12 protein-coding genes are annotated in these 16,489 nt (G+C 44.9%); 1 reads left to right on the top strand and 11 read right to left on the bottom strand.

What is annotated here, in order from left to right; translation table 11 throughout:
* Nucleotides 1-98 precede the first annotated feature (98 nt).
* From gatC to C7Y66_RS19710, 10 genes are all read right to left on the bottom strand, one after another.
* Complete coding sequence (gene gatC, locus C7Y66_RS19755; protein WP_015155577.1) at nt 99-389, bottom strand: Asp-tRNA(Asn)/Glu-tRNA(Gln) amidotransferase subunit GatC; 291 nt, start codon at nt 387-389, stop codon at nt 99-101.
* A 100-nt stretch (nt 390-489) separates the two neighbouring features.
* The gene (locus C7Y66_RS19750) at nt 490-1,011 is read right to left on the bottom strand and encodes a photosystem I assembly protein Ycf3 (protein ID WP_015155576.1); all 522 of its coding nucleotides are present in this window, start codon (nt 1,009-1,011) and stop codon (nt 490-492) included.
* Nucleotides 1,012-1,082: 71 nt separating this feature from the next.
* The gene (locus C7Y66_RS19745) at nt 1,083-1,829 is read right to left on the bottom strand and encodes a sulfite exporter TauE/SafE family protein (protein WP_106546891.1); all 747 of its coding nucleotides are present in this window, start codon (nt 1,827-1,829) and stop codon (nt 1,083-1,085) included.
* Between the two features lie 186 nt (nt 1,830-2,015).
* Complete coding sequence (locus C7Y66_RS19740) at nt 2,016-4,232, bottom strand: molybdopterin oxidoreductase family protein (protein ID WP_106546890.1); 2,217 nt, start codon at nt 4,230-4,232, stop codon at nt 2,016-2,018.
* A 517-nt stretch (nt 4,233-4,749) separates the two neighbouring features.
* Nucleotides 4,750-6,264 carry a NarK family nitrate/nitrite MFS transporter gene (locus tag C7Y66_RS19735; RefSeq protein WP_106546889.1) on the bottom strand — a complete coding sequence of 505 codons (1,515 nt, stop codon included), beginning with the start codon at nt 6,262-6,264 and terminating at the stop codon, nt 4,750-4,752.
* 499 nt (nt 6,265-6,763) lie between these two features.
* Complete coding sequence (locus C7Y66_RS19730; RefSeq protein ID WP_015155572.1) at nt 6,764-7,600, bottom strand: ABC transporter ATP-binding protein; 837 nt, start codon at nt 7,598-7,600, stop codon at nt 6,764-6,766.
* 86 nt (nt 7,601-7,686) lie between these two features.
* The gene (locus C7Y66_RS19725; protein ID WP_106546888.1) at nt 7,687-9,687 is read right to left on the bottom strand and encodes a nitrate ABC transporter ATP-binding protein; all 2,001 of its coding nucleotides are present in this window, start codon (nt 9,685-9,687) and stop codon (nt 7,687-7,689) included.
* Nucleotides 9,688-9,802: 115 nt separating this feature from the next.
* Nucleotides 9,803-10,633, bottom strand: a complete 831-nt coding sequence (gene ntrB / locus C7Y66_RS19720; RefSeq protein WP_015155570.1) for a nitrate ABC transporter permease — start codon at nt 10,631-10,633, stop codon at nt 9,803-9,805.
* A gap of 106 nt (nt 10,634-10,739) precedes the next feature.
* On the bottom strand, nt 10,740-12,074 hold the full coding sequence (locus tag C7Y66_RS19715) for a CmpA/NrtA family ABC transporter substrate-binding protein (RefSeq protein WP_106546887.1): 1,335 nt from the start codon (nt 12,072-12,074) through the stop codon (nt 10,740-10,742).
* A gap of 86 nt (nt 12,075-12,160) precedes the next feature.
* On the bottom strand, nt 12,161-13,777 hold the full coding sequence (locus tag C7Y66_RS19710; protein ID WP_015155568.1) for a ferredoxin--nitrite reductase: 1,617 nt from the start codon (nt 13,775-13,777) through the stop codon (nt 12,161-12,163).
* Between the two features lie 714 nt (nt 13,778-14,491).
* Between C7Y66_RS19710 and C7Y66_RS19705 the strand changes: the two genes are divergently transcribed.
* Nucleotides 14,492-15,886 carry a HEAT repeat domain-containing protein gene (locus tag C7Y66_RS19705; RefSeq protein ID WP_106546886.1) on the top strand — a complete coding sequence of 465 codons (1,395 nt, stop codon included), beginning with the start codon at nt 14,492-14,494 and terminating at the stop codon, nt 15,884-15,886.
* Here C7Y66_RS19705 and C7Y66_RS19700 read toward each other — a convergent pair.
* Nucleotides 15,870-16,280: a hypothetical protein gene (locus C7Y66_RS19700; protein WP_015155566.1), complete on the bottom strand. Its 411-nt coding sequence runs from the start codon at nt 16,278-16,280 to the stop codon at nt 15,870-15,872. The genes C7Y66_RS19705 and C7Y66_RS19700 overlap by 17 nt on opposite strands.
* Nucleotides 16,281-16,489: the final 209 nt, after the last annotated feature.

Below are 16,489 nucleotides of genomic sequence, written 5' to 3'. Positions count from 1 at the left end.
GCACTTCTGCGCGCCCGTGCAGAGTCGTCCAGAGTTGGGGTGAACAACAAATTACCTATTACCCATTACCCATTACCCATTACCACTAATAACTGATACTATGCCTCATTGAGGATCTTAGGAACTTTGAAAAATTCCCCATCCTGTTCTGGAGCGCTTTCGAGTATAGCATCGCGATCGCCATATGGTTCTAGTTTATCCGCACGGGTGATGTTACTAGCATCAATTGCCCGCATGGTTGGAGGCACGTCAGTTACGTCAAGTTCGCTCAACTGCTCGAAATAATCTAGAATGCTACTTAATTGAGTGGTAAATTGTTCCTCCTCTTCGGGAGTGAGTGCTAGGCGTGCGAGATGGGCAACTTTACGAACTTGTTCTTTGTCGAGCATGGATGGTAATTGGTAATTGGTAATTGGTAGTTGGTAGTTAGTAGTTAGTCATCTATAGTTTTTGACTTTTAACTTTTCACTTTTGACTTTCCCATTACCATTAAAAGTAAATATCTTTTGATAAACGTCCGGTGGTTTTGAGCCAGTTTTGTGCTTCGAGATAGTTGTTGGGATCTATTTGGATAGCGCGTTTCCAGTAGTCAGCGGCGAGATCGAATAAACTATCAGCGCGATCGCTATCTCCTTCTTCTTTGGCTTTTTCCCCTTGGAAGTGATAGATGACAGCCATGTTGTTCAAGGCTTGCGTCATGTTGGGGTAACATTCGAGTGCTTTTTCGTAGTACTCCAAAGCTATCTCGTGTTCGCCATTATTTGTATAAATTAACCCCATATTGTAGAGAACGTAGCTGCGATCGTAGGGATCTTCTTCTAGTTCCAAAGCCTGTCTGTAGTTGTCTAAAGCTTCGGCATACTCTCCAGCCCCTTGAGCAGACATACCATCGCGGTAATAGACAAAAGCTTCTTTAGCTTTTTTATTGGTAGGCAGAATCTTCAGAATGATATCTGCCATGACGGTAAATGTTTTATCTACAAAGTTGTCATTACGCTGGCTTCTTGGCATATCGAGTCCGAGCTACCGTTTGGTGTATCGCTTTTGCGATCTATCTTAACGTGAGTGCGGCAGTCTTAATCTCATTGCAACAAAATAGCAAAAAATTTTCTTTGATTCCACAATATTGATAAACCGCTAATAGTTATCAGCGCAGTCACAAACTTGTGAAACTGCTCGTTACTCATTTTCTGTAACATTTGCTGTCCTACCCAGTTTGCCGGAATTGCTGCCATCCCAATGACTAATCCATACCAGAGATACGATTTGGTAAATGCTCCCAAGCTAGCGTAAGTACACATTTTGGCTATATGTACTACTAGAACATGGGCGGATTTCGTGCCGATCATTTTTTCTTTGAATAAGCCGTAATTTAAATACAGTGGATTTAAGATTGGACCAATACTACCGAGTAAGCCTGAGAGAAAAGCATGAATGAAACCAGCAGGTAAGAAAACCCAACCTGGGACTTGAAAAGATGGTTTGCTCTCGCCTACAAACATACTGAAAGCAGAACTGACTAAAAATAGCCCTAGTAGAGTTTGTATCCACTCTAGATGAGTTTGAGTAAATGCGATCGCACCCAAAATCGCCCCCGACACTGCACCAGGCAAATACCACCAAGTGAGCCGCCAGTCTATATCTTGCCAAAAAACAAAAACTCGTTGCAAGTTCCCCAATAACATTCCTGTGGTCACGACTGGCGGAATAGCTGGCGTTTCCAGCAGGAAGTTTACCATCGGAATAATAATAAACGGACTTCCCCCACCAGCTAAGCTACTAATAACCCAAGCAATAAAGCTCGACACTGCCAACAGGAGAACCGTCATAGAGGCGATCGCCTTTAATAAATCTTTATATTCTTAAGTATTTACTTTAACTCTTTACTTGCATCCGTTGCTACTCGAATCTGCACTCTTTACGTTACTGTAGCTAGAGGCAGACACAGAGATTCGTTAGAGGCTTGTACCTTCTGAAATTTTGAATTTTGAATTTTGAATTTTGAACTGTTTTACTTACACAGAAATAGGCGAGGGCGCAGGATCGTATTGCTCTGCTTCTTGATATGAGAAAAAGTTGTTGCTCAAAGGAATCAATTGAACCGCACAAGCTTTTAATTCTGGCTGTTTGGAGTCAGGACAAGATTCGGGATGGGTGAGGGCATTGGCTTCAGCTTGTTCTGCCCACAACGCGCCCCAGTGCATCGGCACAAACACCGTACCAGGGGCGATCGCTTTTGTTACTTTAGCAGGAAATTTAGCTTTACCACGTCGCGATCGCACTTCTACCCAATCGTCATTGTTAATTTTCAAACTCGCAGCATCGCGGGGATGAATTTCGATAAATGGGTTGGGATGCATCTGTTGAATTTTATCAATTCTGCCCGTGCGAGTTTGGGTATGCCAATGCCCGTATAATCGTCCCGTTGTCAAGACAAAGGGATATTTCGGATCGGGTGGTTCTGCCAGTCCCCGCGAGTGGTAGGCGGCGAACTTCGCCCTACCATCAGGGGTATGGAATTTAAAGTCTGTATACAATCGTTTGGCTTTTTCGTGACGATCTGATTTACCTAATTCAGATTCGGGACAGGGCCATTGCTGCGGTCCTTCGGCGCGGAGGCGTTCGTGACTCAATCCTGACATGTCGCAAGGGCGATCGCGAGTAATTTTGGTAAATTCAGCGTAGACTTGGGTGGCAGCAGAAAAAGCGAACTGTTCTGTGAAGCCCAACCTTCTGCCAACTTCAGCAAAGATTTCCCAGTCTGCTTTAGCTTCTCCTGGTGGCTGACGAAAGGCACTACACAGAGTCACGCGCCGTTCGGAATTTGTCATTACGCCCGTCTTTTCACTCCACTGTGCGGCGGGAAGCAAGACGTGGGCGTAGGCAGCAGTTTCAGTAGGATAGTAGGCATCTTGGTAAATGGTAAAAGGCGATCGCAATAGTGCTGCTTTCGTCCTTTCCAAATCTGGCATACTTACAGCTGGGTTAGTTGCTGCAATCCACAATACGCCGACTTCCCCTGACTCCAAGCCCGTGATAATTTCCCAAGTATTTCTACCAAACTCAGAAGATATACTACCAGTTGGCAGACCCCAAAGTTGCTCTAACTCGGCGCGGTGTTGTGGATTTTTCACGCTGCGGTAACCTGGAAGCAGATGTGCCAATCCCCCTGCTTCTCGTCCGCCCATTGCATTCGGTTGTCCCGTAAGGGAAAATGGACCCGCACCAGGTTTACCGATTTGCCCTGTCATGAGGTGCAAGTTGATAATGGTTCTGACCTTTGCCGTGCCTTCCGATGACTGGTTTACGCCCATCGACCACATAGATAGGACGCGCTTCGATTCTTTCCAGTATCGCGCCGCCGTCTCTAAATCGGCAGCAGAGATTCCGCATTTTTGCGCCACCATCTCTGGGGTGTAATCTTGAATTAACTCTGCATAAGCAGGAAAATTACTCGTACAATCTTCAATAAAATCTAAGTCGATACAGCCCCAACGCATTAACAAATGGGCGATCCCGTTAAGTAAGTCGATATCCGTCCCAGGATGAATCGCCAGATGCAAGTCAGCAGCTTCCGCCGTAGTTGTGTAGCGGGGATCGACAACGACCATTTTGACGTTGCGGTTCTGCTTGCAGTATTTGTTGAGGCGGTTGAAAACAATTGGATGACACTCAGCAGTGTTTGTACCGATTAAAAAAGCGCAATCGGTTTGTTCTAAATCTTCGTAGCAACAGGGAGGACCGTCAGCACCAAAACTCTGTATGTAACCAGATACCGCGGACGACATGCACAGGCGAGAATTGGCATCAAAGTTATTCGTCCCCAAACACCCCTTCATGAGTTTTTGCGCGATGTAATAGTCTTCGGTCTGAAACTGACCGGAACCATACATGCAAATTGCATCAGCCCCTTGAGTCAGGCGGACTGTTTGAATGCGATTGACGATTTTTTCTAGTGCTTCTTCCCAGCTTACCTGGCGGAACTCTTCATTGAGCGAGTCTCTCACCATCGGATAACGCAAGCGGCTTTTGGCGATCGCTTCTGCTATTGTCGCGCCTTTGACGCACACCATTCCTTGACTGGAAGGATGGGCTTTATCCCCTCTCACTTTCCAGACTGGATTCCCTTGACTGTCGCGATTGGTCGCTTTGCCAGCAGCGGCTGGGGGTGAGACTTCTAAGCCGCAGCCGACACCACAATAAGGACATAGGGTTTTGGTGGAGTCAGTCATGACAGTGTTACCGCAATTTTTTCGTTAATGGGCTACAGATTTAAAATTGGAGAATGTTTAGTAGAAGATGTTTCAGTAAATTTGACAGTTTTTCACCACTTTAAACCACGATTCTACATTACCAGATAACTTACCTACGCTCGGAATTTTAGTCTGTAGAAAATGTTACATAAATATCGCTTTTCGGAGTAAAATTGTCCGAGAGTTATGACATAATCAAAATCGAAATAGATCGAACAGATTCTACTTAATTTTGATATCAGATGTACTATTTACCTCAGTTAGTTCTAGTAAAAATTATAACCATAGAGAGAGGCAAACAAATATAGTATTTTAAAAAACTTTTGGCGATCGCTGTGATTGATAATTGGTAATTGGTAATTGGTCGTTGGCAACTGATAACTTTCTTTTATAAGTGTCGTTAGGTACTAATAATAGAAAACTAGGATAACGCAGTTTAAAATTTACCTGCGTTATCCCGTATAAAGATTAGGTAGGTGGAATGCAACAAGAGATTTTATTCTACTTCTTCTGCCAACATAGAACTACTTGGTAACGCATGTTCTGCTGTCGCAGAATTAGTTTCGTAATCTTCAGCAAAAGAGCCTTTTGGTTCCTTCAAAAAGAAAGCACACAAACTAGCACAAACTAGAGCAGCAATTCCCATTGTGGCAAACAAAGTACGGGCATTGGTCAGGCTGAGAATTGTTAAATAAATTACCCCACCAAAGTTACCATATGCTCCGACATTACCAGAAATTTGTCCGGTAATTTCTTTTTTAATCAGAGGTACAATTCCGTAAGTTGCACCACAACCAGCTTGGGCAAAGTAAGCAGAGAGCATTGTCACGGCGATCGCTAGTGGTAAAGCCCAGCTCCCATTAATTTCATAAGCGAGTAAGTAGCTAATCCCAATTCCAACCGAAATAACTGTCATCGTCCATTTGCGCGAACCTAATTTATCAGAAATTAAACCACCACTAGGACGAGAAACTAAGTTTAAGAATGGATAGCATGAGGCAATAATACTTGCCATATGATGATCCAAGCTAAAAGTTGTTTCAAAGAAGATTGGGAGCATAGAAACTGCTGCCAATTCCGAACCAAAATTTGTGACGTAAGTAAATTCGAGTAAAGCAACTTGACGAAATTGATAGCGTTCGGATGGAGAGTAGATTTTTTGTCCGGTTAATAACTCTTTATTGACGCGCCAAGCTTGATAAGTTTGGTAAGCATACAATCCTAATAGTCCAATCCAAACAATATACATTTGGCTTAGGCTGAGGAAGTGAATTTTAGGTTGAGCCAAACGCCAAGCTAACAAACCAAGAGCGAAAATTAGACCGAAATTTGACAGCAGCATGGCATAAAAACTGCCTTTGCTGGTGACTTCCATCGCACCATTTTTCTTAGGACGCTTGTAAACTTTACCGCTAGGAGTATCTTGGACAGTATTGAAGTAGATAACACCGTAAATTGCAGCAACAATACCTGTAAAGGCAACTGCCAAACGCCAGTTAGATGCACCACCTGCAACAAAGCCAGTAGCTACTGCAAGAATTGGGAGAGCAAATTCAGCACCAAAAGCCCCAAAGTTACCCCAGCCGCCATACACACCTTGAGCAATACCAATATCTTTGGGCGGGAACCACTCAGACACCATGCGAATGCCGATGACAAATCCAGAACCGACAATCCCCATCAACAAACGACTCCACACCAATTGGTTGAAATCGTGAGACATCGCTGTTGCCATACAAGGAACTACAGCAAACATCAACAGAAAAGAGTAGGTAATTCTCGGTCCAAACCGATCCAGCAGCATACCGATAATAATACGGGCTGGAATTGTCAGTGCTACGTTGCAGATGAGGAGAGTTGTTTTTTGCGGATCGCTTAAATGAAGTTCTTTCTGAATTAATCCGGCAAAGGGTGCAAAGTTAAACCAACAAACGAAAGTTAAAAAGAAAGCAAACCACGTTTGATGTAAGATGCGATAGCGACCCTGGAATGAAATTAAGCCTTTGAGCATGAGATGACTTCCTAAGTCAAAAGAAGAGGAATTGCAAAAGTTGTGCTGTTAGCAATTCTGTGAATTGCCTCAAGAGTGTTGTAAGAGCTATGAGGTTCTATGAGTGTGAATTAGGCTATCTTTTACCAGTTTGAAAAAGTTCTATCAGTGTCGAAAAATATTGGCGAACCATACCGTAAACATTTGCTGGCTTGACTTTTTATTTGCACAAATTACATCCATAACACTGATAGAAAAGTGATTGCGTCTGAATTTTTAATGGCACTTTCAATACTGGTTACTACTCTAGATTGGATTACTAAAGCCAGAAGTTTCGTATATTTTGTAACGAAATTACATTAATTATGAAATAAACGCATAGTTTTCATGCATTTTCATGCATATTTACCACCCAAAGACAGATTGCAAAAAAATAGCGATCGCCTAAATGTCGGAGCGATCGCTGTTTTCAGTTATCAGTGATTAGTGGCTGGTGACTAGAAAATAGTCCAGCCACTCTCTACTCCACATGGGCATGACGATGATATAAAAAGTCGAGGATGTGGTTGCGCAGTTCGTAGTAACGGGGATCTTCGATGATACGGGCGCGTTGGCGCGGACGAGGGAAGGGAATCTCCACAACTTCACCAATCGTTGCCGAAGGACCGTTGGTCATCATGATCGTTCGATCGGATAAAAATAGGGCTTCGTCAATGTCGTGCGTGATCATCAACACGGTGACGCGGTGTTCTCGCCAAATTGTTAGCAGTTCTTCTTGGAGTTCCTCTTTGGTAATGGCATCCAGCGCCCCGAAAGGTTCGTCGAGGATCAGGATTTGGGGACGAATAGCTAAAGCACGGGCGATCGCCACTCGTTGTTTCATTCCTCCAGATAGCTGACGTGGCTTTTTATCGGCAGCTTCCGTCAGTCCTACCATTGCTAAATGCTCTTTAGCGATCGCTTTTTTCTGTGCCGCAGGCATATTGGGATGGACGGCATCGATGGATAGATAAACGTTATCAAACGCCGTCATCCAAGGCAGCAGGGAGTAATTTTGAAACACCATCATCCGTTCCGGTCCTGGTTCGGTGACGAGATCGCTTTGCAGCCTGACTTCCCCTGTAGTGGGTTTGTTAAATCCTGCCACCATATTTAGTAGGGTAGTCTTGCCACAGCCAGAGTGACCGATCAGACAGATAAACTCACCTTCGCGAGCAGTGAAATTAACATCTTTTAAAACTGTATAAGGACCATTTTTCGTAGGATAGACCTTGGAAACATCCTCTATGACTAAAAAAGGGTTCTGGGTTCTGGGTTCTACGATCTGGGGTGTAAGCTGAGTTTCTCTAATTTGCATGTTTCTCTAGGGAATAGGGAGTCGGGAGTCGGGAGTAGGGGTAAGAGCGACCAATTACCAATTACCCATTACCAATTACCCTTCTTTCAAACAGTGACTACAGGATCGATCGCAATTTCTTCGACGCGGATTTGGTGTTTGATTTCTAAACTGTTGAGGTAGTCAATTGGGCGATCGGGATAGAGGATTTTGCCGTCAAATAGCTTGATGGGTTGGGAATCGTGTCCGATGTCCATGTATCCTAGTTCGCGGGCGGCGATGCCAAATACATCGGTACGACTGACGCGATCGAGAACTTCTACCCAGTTTTTCGGGAATGGAATTAATCCCCAGCGTGCTAACTGAGTCAAGATCCACAACAAATCGGTGCGATCGCGATAGTTGGCTTTGTCTACGTGGAATTGGTTGAAATGCAATAGTTGTTGGGGTGCGGAACCGTCACCGCGATTGTAGGGGTCGAGGAACCCAAGACGAGTGTAAGCGGGATCGGAACCAACGTATTCCGGTCGGCAGAGTAGTTCTAAAATCTCTTCTCGATGGCGGCGATCGTCGCAGTAGTCGCAAGCTTCTAATAAGGCTTTAACTAGGGCAACGTGGGTCTGTGGATATTGGTTTGCCCATTCTTCCCGCACGCCTAAAACTTTTTCTGGATGTCCCGCCCACAAGTCTAAATCGGTGGCAACGACAAATCCCAAGTCTTCGTAGACGGCGCGGGAATTCCAAGGTTCGCCGACACAATAACCGTCGATGTTTCCAGCTCTGAGATTAGCTACCATTTGCGGTGGCGGAATCACGGTTAAGCTGACATCTTCATCGGGATGAATGCCACCACTCGCCAGCCAGTAACGCAACATTAGGTTATGCATTGAGGCTGGGTGTACCATACCGAAGGTGTGGATGGTATCGGAGTCAGAAGCGATCGCGGCTTTTAAGTCGGCTAGGGTTCTAACTCCTTGCTCGAAAAACTTTTTGCTCAGCGTAATGGCGTTACCGTTACGGGAGAGGGTGAGGGCGCTGACGATGGGGATAGGAGTTTTACCACCTGCCCCTAAAGTCATGGCTAAGGGCATTCCTGCAACCATTTGGGCAGCGTCTAAGCGTCCCGTACCCACACCCTTAGAGATCTCCTTCCAACTCGGTTCGCGGCTGAGGGTGACATCGGTTAAGCCGTATTTAGCAAAGAAGCCTTTTTCTTTGGCGACTACCAACGGGGCGCAGTCGGTCAGGGGGATAAAGCCGATTTCTAAATTGACTTTTTCTAAGCCATTGCCAGCAACGACGACGTGTTGTTTTGCTTTGCGCTGCTTGATGCGTTTTTGTTGGTTGAGGAAGTAAATCAGCTCGTTACGCATAGCGTAGTAGCTGGGATGATTGACAACTTCCATCCGCTGACGGGGACGGGGAATGTTGACATCGAGAATTTGTCCGATTTGTGCTTCGGGACCGTTGGTGAGCATGACAATGCGATCGCTCAGCAGCAAGGCTTCATCTACATCGTGTGTCACCATCACGCAGGTAACGTGACTTTCTTCGCAGATTTTCATCAACTGTTCTTGCAAACCGCCCCGCGTTAAAGCATCTAACGCCCCAAAGGGTTCGTCGAGTAGCAGCAACTTAGGACGAATTGCTAAAGCACGGGCGATCGCCACCCGTTGTTTCATTCCTCCAGAAAGTTCGCCCGGACGCTTATCTCTAGCGTGACGCAAGCCGACTAAATCGATGTGATGTTCGACAGTCGATCGTCTTTCTGCCTTGGTTTGATTTTTGTAAACTTCATCAACCGCCAGCGAGATATTCTCGTACACTGTCATCCAGGGCAGTAGAGAGTAGTTTTGAAATACCACCATGCGATCGGGTCCAGGTTCTTTTACCTGCCGTCCTTCTAGAATTACACCACCACGACTAGCACGGTCTAGACCAGCAATAATATTTAGTAGCGTAGATTTGCCGCAACCAGAGTGACCGACTAAGGAAATAAACTCACCCTGTTTAATTTTTAATTCAATATTTTTCAGTGCCGTATAGGTACTACCATTTGGCAATGAAAATATTCTATCAACGTGGTCAACTTCAACAAAAACTGACATGGTGATTTTTAGGGAGTAGGGAGTAGGAAGTAGGGAGTAGTGAGTCAGTCACTAGCTACCAGGGTTTGTCAGTAGCGGTCACTGGTCACTGTTAAACTGGTCACTGTTTCTGCCCCTATCGCTGTTCTTCTGGAACGACTTTACTAGCAATGAAAGCAACGATTCTGTCTAATAGCAGACCGACGACACCGACATAAATCAGTGCGATGATGATTTGACTTAATAAAGAGCTGTTATAAGCATCCCAGATAAAAAAGCCGATGCCGACTCCACCAACTAACATTTCTGCGGCAACAATTGCTAACCAAGATAAACCGATCCCGATTCTCAAACCTGTAAAAATGTAAGGCACGGTGGCGGGAAACAGAATTTTAAAGAAATATTTTTTTCCTCTGAGTTTGAGAACTCTAGCGACGTTGCGATAATCTTGAGGCAGTTGTTGTACGCCCACTGTTGTGTTGATGATGATGGGCCAAATTGCTGTAATGAAAATTACAAAAATTGCGGAGGGATTGGATTGTTGTAATGCTGCTAACGATAAGGGCAACCATGCCAAAGGTGGAACGGTTCTAAGAACTTGAAAAATCGGGTCTACAGCGTTGTAAACAAATTCATTCGAGCCAATTAGAATTCCCAGAGTAATTCCGACAATAGCTGAGAGGGAAAAACCGATTGCGACCCGTCCCAAACTAGCCAGAATTTGTAATGCTAATCCCTTATCTGTCCCGCCATTATCAAAAAAGGGATTGATGATGTAAGGGTCCCATGTTTCTTGAATGACCTCGATCGGTGAAGGCAAAGCAAGAATCCCACTCATTGTAAGTAACTGCCAAATCAATGCAAAAATGGCGATCGCCACGATGGGCGGAATCACTTTTTTAGCGATAAACTTGGCGATCGCTTTTTGCTGTAAACTTTTTCTCGAACGATCTAGCGTTGCGGTCATGCTCCTCCTATGCTTCTACGTTTATATAAAGAATTGCGGGAGTCGGGAATTGTAGAGACGTTACATTTAACCTCTCTACAGGAGTTCTTTTTTCCCTAGCCCATCATTAAGCTTTCTTAATCTTTAGACTCTTCAAATAAGCTTCGGGATTAGCCGGATCGAACTTGACTCCGTCAAAGAAAGTTTCCACACCACGGGAAGAACTCTTAGGAATCTCTGCATCTGGTACGCCAATTGCTTTAGCAGCTTCTTTCCATAGATCTTCGCGATTTACCTGGTCTACGAGTTTCTTCGTGTCGGTATTTGCCGGAATATAACCCCAGCGAATGTTTTCCGTCAAAAACCACAGATCGTGACTCTTATAGGGATAGGAAGCATTGTCTGCCCAGAACTTCATTTTGTAGGCGAAGTTTTCTTCTGTACGACCGTCGCCGTAGTCAATGTTGCCTTTAGCTCGCTCGATAATATCTTTAGCTGGGACTCTAAACCACTTCTGCTGGGAAACGATATTCACCATCTCCTCTTTGTTTTCTGCTTTTTCACACCATTGTTGGGCTTCTTGTACTGCCATCAATAATGCTTTCGCCGCATTGGGATTTTTATCTACCCAGTCAGCCCGCATTGCAAAAGCTTTTTCTGGGTGGTCGTTCCACAACTCTCCAGTTACCAAAGCTGTATAACCCCGCTTTTGGTTCACGAGTTGAGCATTCCAAGGTTCTCCGACACAGAAAGCTTCCATGTTGCCCACTTTCATGTTGGCGACCATTTGCGGTGGTGGAACGGGGACGACAGAGACATCAGAGTCAGGATTAATGCCACCAGCCGCTAGCCAGTAACGAATCCATAAGTCGTGTGTCCCGCCAGGAAAGGTCATGGCTACCTTGAGATCTTTGCCAGCAGCTTTAGATTTAGCGAAGGCTTCCTTGAGTGGCGTGCTTTCCTTAGCTACCTTTAACTCCTTGTAAGTTTCAGCAACAGAAATAGCCTGACCGTTAGTATTCAACCTTGCCAGAATGTACATGGGAACCTTTTTACCCTCAGTAATCGTTCCCAAGCTCATTAGGTAAGGCATTGGCGTAAGGATATGTGCCCCATCAATCCCACCACCACCAGAACCTAGTGTTAAATTATCGCGGGTGACGGGCCAAGAGGCTTGCTTTTCCACCTTCACATCAGTCATGCCGTACTTGGCAAAAAGCCCCTTTTCCGCAGCAATAATCAAGGGTGCAGAATCAGTCAGGGCGATAAAGCCTAACCTTGCTGTAGTCGTCTCCACTTTGGGAGCGTCGGCAACGGGACTAACATTAGCTGTCGAACTAGTATTCGTAGTAGAGGTATTGTTACTTGCCGTGTTGCTTGAACTGCAACCGTGAACTAAAGCTGAACCTGCCGCTGCCGCACTTGTAGTAATGATGAATTGCCGTCTTGTAAACTTGGTCATTCTTGAAGTGGTAATTGGTAATTGGTAATTGGTAATTAGCGAGAGGTAGATTTTGACTTTTGACTTTTGACTTTTGACTTCTTTCCCTAGCCTCTAGCCCCTATTGCAACTTCTTGCCTCGGTCTAGCGCCAAAATGCTCGACGAGTAAATTGCGCAATACTGGCTGCAAATCATCGCAGGGAATTCCCTTCGTGATGCAGCTACCTAAATGAGCATCCTTGCCGACTTTGCCACCCATGTAGATATCAACACCTTCTACAGCTTTGCCATCTTTACGGACTTTGGTTCCCATCAGTCCAATGTCCGCTACCTGGGGTTGTCCGCAGGAGTTAGGGCATCCCGTCCAGTGAATGCGGACTGGTTGAGTAAATCTTAGTTCTGCCTCTAGCGCCTTAATTGTTGCCAGCGCTCGATTTTTGGTTTCAATCAAGGCAAAGTTACAGAACTGAGCGCCCGTACATGATACGAGTCCTCGGGTTAGCGTTTCGGGTTCTATGGAGAAGCGTTGTAAGAGTGGTTCCGCCAGGAAGGTTCCGAGACGCGAATCGGGAATGTTGGGAATAATTATGTTTTGTTCTACAGTCAGGCGAATCTCACCACTACCATAAACTTCTGCCAACCGCGCTACTTCAAACATATCTTGAGCGTAGAGCCGTCCGACAGGAACGTGTAAGCCGATGTAGTTTAGTCCTGGCTGTTTTTGAGGGTAGACGCCAATGTGGTCGCGTTTTTCCCAGTCAATTTCGTCTTTAGCAGCTGCCGATCGCAAAGATTTACCCATTCGGGTTTCTACAGCTAGACGGAATTTTTCCATCCCCCACTCGTCAATCAACCACATCAAGCGAGCTTTTTGTCGATTGGCTCGCAGTCCATTATCTCGATAAACTTCCAAAACTGCTTTGCATACAGCAACTACATCTTCTGGTGCTACCCAAGCATCTAAAGGAACCGCCGCCTCGCAACGTTTAGCAGAAAAGAAACCACCAACTAGGATATTAAAACCAAATTCTTTTTCCTGACTCTCCTGTACGGGCGCACAGCCGTGCGCCCCTACCGACTCCCGACTCCCGCCCTTAAACGCCGGAACAAAAGCAAGATCGTTGATCTCTGCATGGACGGAGTTATCGCGACCACCAGTAATGGCAATATTAAATTTTCGCGGTAAGTTGGTGAATTCTGGGTTTCCCTCACCGTAATTGGTGATTGCGTCTTGCACTTGATGCACTAAGTCTCGCGTGTCAAATAACTCTTCGGTATCGAGTCCTGCTAGCGGATCGCCAGTAATGTTACGGACGTTATCCATCCCCGATTGGATGCTGGTTAATCCCACAGCAGCAAACTTTTGAAAGATCTCTGGCAAGTCTTCAATCCGAATGCCCCGCAGCTGAATATTCTGTCTGGTAGTGATGTCTGCGCTACCGTCATCGCCATAGCGTTGCAGGACTTCACCCAGGACTCGCATCTGATGGGTGGTGATAATGCCATTAGGCATCCGCAGCCGCATCATGAATTTACCTGGAGTGACTGGACGAAAGAACACGCCTAGCCACTTAAGGCGATGGTCGCGATCTGTTTCATCCATTGCTTCCCAACCAATAGAGGCAAATTGCTCGATCTCTGCTTTAACCGCAAGACCATCTTTCTCTGCCTTAAATTTTTCAAATTTATTCAGACTTGCCTTGGAGGTTGCTGCGTCCGTCATATGGCTTTATCCCTGTTATCTGCTATTTTTGTGCCACTACCAGCACTTATGTTGAAAAAATCAAAAATTCCGCTAGTTCTAAGTTTCTGTCATCTGTTAGATTTTGTTACAACCTGCTGTCCGTTGTCTTCCTTGGCAAAATCTTCTTTTCATCAGTATGATGGGCGTTCGCGACGCACCTTCTTTTCGTTTGAGGTTGGAATCAGACAAGACACCACGCAGTTATTTTAAAATGGCTTTAAAATGGCATCATATGAAAAGTCATCCCTGTATTTTTGATACATTCGATACTTTGCGATCGCCTTCTGTACGATTAACCCTCCGAATTTGAGCAACAACCCCAGTCTTTGCAGTCTGAATATTTGATGGATCGCAGTTCGATCGAGTGCCAACCCGTGTTGCTTGCTCGTTAAAAACTAACTTACGCGGATTTTTCCTACCAATTCGTAACTTAAGTAACAAATCATTGCTTTTATTGAACTTTTTGCATCATTTCTATGCAGATATGACATAGAAATCGGTACAAAGACGGATGTAGCATGTCTCAATTAGGTCAGACTGAAATCAGTTATCAGTTGTCAGCGATCGGCGAATGGGGTGTGGGAAATTGGTAGTTGGTAATTGGTAATTGGTAATTGGTAATTGGTAGTTGCTCCCTCAGCTCTCTTCCCTGCTCCCTGATAATCATCTAATTCAAATCGCAGTAATTTAACCGTGAATTTACAAACTGCTAATTTGTTAGAACAGGCACAACTCGCCCACGCTGCTTCTAACTGGGCGTTGCTACTCCAATGCCTTCAGCAACTCATCTCAGAATTCGGAATTCGGAATGCGGAATTCGGAACTCCATTTTCTCCCTCAGCTTCCTCAGCTCTCTTCTCGCCGACTCCCGACTCCTCTGTACGGGCGCACAGCAATGCGCCCCTACCGTCTCCCCTAACATGGGCAATCGATATTTTGACGTGGGGAGATTTTCATCAACGGTGGGATGTGGCAAAGTTACTGCCTAAATTCGGACGAGAGGCGATCGCATCTTTATTGGAGATTTTGGCAGATGAAGATGCGGATGAAGAATTGCGCTGGTTTGCCGTGCGGAGTTTGGGGACTTTTGACGATCCAGAAGCGATCGCAGCTTTGGTAGAGTTGTTGCAAACATCAGCAAATCCAGAAGAACAGGGAATAGCAGCCGCAGCTTTAGCAGAAATTGGCTCGAATGCTGTATCTGCAATTACAAAGTTGTTAGAGCGAGAGAATACCAGAGCGCTAGCCGCGCGATCGCTTGCCTATATTCGTACTAAAGAAACAATCGAGCCTCTACTCAGCGTTGTTCGAGACTCAGATGTGGAAATTAGAGCGATCGCGATCGAAGCTTTGAGTAGCTTTCACGATCCTAAAATTCCGCCCGTTTTAATTGAAGCTTTAAGCGATTTGGGGGCAAAAGTGAGAAAAGAAGCCGTTACTGGCTTGAGTTTTCGCCCCGATTTACGTGAAGAATTGAATTTAGTCGATCTCTTGCTGCTGAGATTGCATGACTTCAGCATAGATGTTTGTCTAGCTGCTGCAAACGGTTTGGGTAGATTGGGAACGGATCGAGCTGCAACAGGTTTGTTCCGAGTCTTGCAGTCTCCCCATACGCCGAGCGCTTTACAGATAGAAATTGTCTTAGCTCTGGGCAGAATTGCAACCTCAGCTAGTCTGGAATATTTACGGCAAGTTTTCGAGCAAATAACTTCAATCGCAATTTGGCAAGAAACAATTAATGCTTTAGGACGAGTCGAACAGTTAAGTTTAAAGCCACAAGCAGTAGAAATTTTACTCGAATTGCTGCGTACCAATCGCTTAGCAGCACAACACGCCAAACTCAAGCAAGCGATCGCTTTGTCTTTAGGTCAATTGGGTGAAATGCAAGCAATTCCATCGCTGATTCAATTACTGGCAGACTCAGATCTTGCCGTCAAATTGCACGCGATCGCTGCTCTCAAACAGTTAAATTCTACTGCTGCCTATCAACAGTTAACTCAACTTGCTGCTGATGCTAATATTTCACCGCGACTACAACAGGGAGTAGCGATCGCTTTGCGAGAATGGGATCTTAATTCTTCTTTTTAAGTAAATATTTACCCCACTCTACAGCAATCGGGATCTCTGTAAAGGGAATTCGCACGGTATCTTGTGAATCTTGCATGATAAATTCTAGCGCGATCGCTTTCCCTTTATTTGGTGGTGTCTCCAACGCTACTGGTTTTTCCTCTACTAGTAAGTGAATTTCTTGTACCCGATCTAAAGAAAAAGTTTTCAGGTCAATGGGTCCCGTGCGTGTTGGTTTTCCCCAAGTTAATTCGTTCCCATTCTGCCCCAAAACCGCATAAATATCGTATTTTGACTTTTCAAATTGTTTTGCCCAATTTTGGTAGGCTTCTACTTTTTGAAATTCGTTTCGTCCCTGCCAAGCTAACCAAAAAAATAATCCTAGCAGTGGCAACCAAATCAAACCACGTTCCATCGTTTTTCTCGATCGCTATTACTCTTAATTAATTATAAAAATTTCTGAGATTGGAAGGCAGGTCACTTGCTTTTACACGACGCTTTTGATACTATTTACTTCATAATGGAAATATTTTTAATCTTTTTAAAAGCGCAAATATTTCCATTATAGTAAGACCATTATAAAATCAAACCTGCCAAAAATAAAGCAGCTCGTCCTTAATTGAC

The sequence above is a fragment of the Chroococcidiopsis sp. CCALA 051 genome, assembly GCF_003015105.1.
GTDB classification, from domain to species: Bacteria; Cyanobacteriota; Cyanobacteriia; order Cyanobacteriales; family Chroococcidiopsidaceae; genus Chroococcidiopsis; species Chroococcidiopsis thermalis.
The sequence above is the reverse complement of the archived record's forward strand: the minus strand, read 5'-3'. Positions and strand labels throughout refer to the sequence as shown.